The organism is Kocuria sp. HSID17590 (genome assembly GCF_003989485.1).
GTDB lineage: Bacteria > Actinomycetota > Actinomycetes > Actinomycetales > Micrococcaceae > Kocuria > Kocuria salsicia.
Genome location: NZ_RBMB01000071.1, coordinates 1 through 1,182 on the forward strand (window position 1 = coordinate 1; position 1,182 = coordinate 1,182).

The 1,182-nt window shown below is 75.5% G+C and carries 1 protein-coding gene and 1 pseudogene; both read right to left on the reverse strand.

Annotated elements, in window-relative coordinates; all coding sequences use genetic code 11:
* Positions 1-1,016 (reverse strand): selenocysteine-specific translation elongation factor (selB, locus tag D8M39_RS12435; RefSeq protein WP_126875120.1); only part of this gene is annotated, 1,016 nt, incomplete at its 3' end.
* Positions 1,016-1,182: pseudogene (locus D8M39_RS12675) on the reverse strand (L-seryl-tRNA(Sec) selenium transferase); the annotation flags it as partial. The gene selB and the pseudogene D8M39_RS12675, both read right to left, overlap by 1 nt.

The window sequence follows — 1,182 nt, forward strand, 5'->3', positions numbered from 1 at the left end:
GCACCGCCGACCGCCACGCGCGCGCCCGGGCTGCGCAGCACCAGCCGGTCCCCCGGCACGAGCGTCAACGGGTGGGCGAGCTGCAGGCGGGCGTGCTCCGCGTCCAGCGGTCGCAGCCGCGCGCCCACCCCGGCCGTTCCGGCGTGCACCACCACCTGCTCCGGGACCTCCGTGAAGGGCGCCCCGCGTTCCCGACGCACCTCCAGGACGTCGGTGACCGGCCAGGACCGCGGGGTCAGCAGCGTGTCTCCGCGGTGGATCGCCTCCTTGCTCGTGCCGCGCAGGTTCACGGCCACGCGGTTCGTGGGCCCGATCTCCTGCACGGACGTGTTCTGACTCTGCAGCGAGCGCACCGTGACCTCCTGCTCCCCCGCGGCTCCGCGCAGCACCATGCGGTCCCCCACGCGCAGGGTGCCCGCCGTGAGCGTCCCCGTGACCACGGTCCCGGCCCCCGAGATGGTGAACGCCCTGTCGATCCACAGCCGCACGCGCGCCTCCGGGTCCGGCGCGGGAACGCGGGCCAGCACGGCGTCGAGCGCGGCGCGGAACTCGTCGAGCCCCGTGCCGTCCTGCGCAGAGACGACGACGGCGGGCGCCTCGGCGAGTCCCGTTCCCGCCAGTTCCGCGCGGGCCTGGGCCACGACGTCGGCCACCCGTTCCGGAGCGCGGTCCGCCTTGGTCACCACGATCAGCCCGTCGCAGATGCCCAGGGCCGCGACGGCGTCCCGGTGGTCGCCGGACTGGGCCTGCCACCCCTCGTCCGCGGCCACCACGAAGCACACCACGGGGGCCGGCCCCACCCCGGCGAGCATGTTGCCGAGGAAGCGCTCGTGCCCGGGGACGTCCACGAACGCCACGTGCCGCCCGGAGGGCAGCTCCGTCCACGCGAAGCCGAGGTCGATCGTGAGCCCGCGCTGCTTCTCCTCGTCCCAGCGGTCCGGTTCGATGCCCGTGAGTGCCCGCACGAGCGTGCTCTTGCCGTGGTCCACGTGACCGGCGGTTGCCACCACGTACATCAGCGCAGTCCCTCCAGCGCGGCGCGCGCGGCGTCGGTCAGTGCGGCGTCGTCCGCCTCCGGAACGCAGCGCAGGTCCACGAGGCACGCACCGTCGTGCACGCGCGGCAGCACGGCGGGGGTGCCCAGCCGCAGCGGTGCGGCTGCCGCTTCCGGCAGCCGCACCG